Source organism: Hyphomonas sp. UBA3601, from assembly GCF_002375605.1.
In the GTDB taxonomy this organism is placed as follows: Bacteria; Pseudomonadota; Alphaproteobacteria; order Caulobacterales; family Hyphomonadaceae; genus Hyphomonas.
In genome coordinates, this window is record NZ_DFME01000076.1 from 1 (window position 1) to 1201 (window position 1201).

Annotated in this window: 1 protein-coding gene and 1 pseudogene; both read left to right on the forward strand. The window is 61.9% G+C overall.

What is annotated here, in order from left to right; translation table 11 throughout:
* Window positions 1-249: pseudogene (locus B4F73_RS07580) on the forward strand (hypothetical protein); the annotation flags it as partial.
* A 52-nt stretch (window positions 250-301) separates the two neighbouring features.
* Window positions 302-1201 (forward strand): FGGY family carbohydrate kinase (locus B4F73_RS07585; RefSeq protein ID WP_290482912.1); only part of this gene is annotated, 900 nt, incomplete at its 3' end.

The following is a 1201-nucleotide window of genomic DNA, read 5'->3' on the forward strand; positions in this document are numbered from 1 at the left end:
AGCTGGGCGGGGCTCGCCGCCTCCCTTCAGGCCGAGGCCGCGATTGGCGACAGCTATGCCTGGGTGAATGCAGTGCGCGCCCTGACCCGGCCCGTGCTGACCTTGTTGCTGTGGCTCATCACCTGGTTGGTCTTTGTGGCCTCGCCGGAGGCCGAACAGGTCAAGATTGTGGAAACTTCCACCTTTGCCGCAACGGCAGCCACCCTCTGGTGGTTCGGCGATCGCGGAGCGCAGCGCACGGCGCGTTGACGTTCCGCATCGCGCCGGTCCATCCTGCCGGAAACACTGAAGGGCAGGCGACATGGGCGACTATATTCTCGTCATTGATGAGGGCACCACTTCCACGCGAGCGATTGTATTTGACCGCGATCTGAATGAGGTCGCGCTCGCACAACAGGAAGTGCCGCTGTCCTATCCGAATGATGGTTGGGTCGAGCAGGACGGCGAGGAGATCTGGGACAAGACGGTGGATGTCTGCCGTAAAGCGATCGCCGAGGCGGGCGGTGTGGACCGCATTGCCGGGATTGGTATCACCAACCAGCGTGAGACGACGCTGGTCTGGGATCGCGCAACGGGCAAACCCATCGCGCCAGCAATCATCTGGCAGGACCGTCGCACGGCCGAGACGTGCGAGGCTTTGCGCAAGGCGGGTCATGAGGCGGCGGTTCAGGACGAGACCGGTCTGCTGATCGATCCCTATTTTTCCGGCACCAAAATTGGATGGGTGCTCGACAATGTGGAGGGTGCCCGAGCCCGCGCCGAAGCAGGCGAACTGGCTTTCGGAACCGTAGAGAGCTTCCTGATCTGGAAACTGACCGGAGGCAATTCGCACGTCACCGATGTCACCAACGCGTCGCGAACATTGCTTTATCGGCTTGGGCTCGGAGATACTGGAGGCTGGAGCGGCAAGATGTGCGCCACGCTGGGTGTGCCGATGAGCATATTGCCGCAGATTCGACAGAATGCTGATGATTTCGGCACCAGCGAGGAAAGCCTCTTCGGCAAGGCGCTGCCGATCCTGTCCGCGGCGGGCGATCAGCAATCGGCGCTTGTGGGGCAAGCTTGCCTGGAGCCCGGTACCGCCAAGATCACTTATGGCACCGGGGCGTTTCTCGTGGCTAACTGCGGTACCATTCGTCCGCAGTCGGCAAATCGCTTGTTGGGCACGGTCGGCTATGAAGTGGCGGGCAGGGGTGCGATT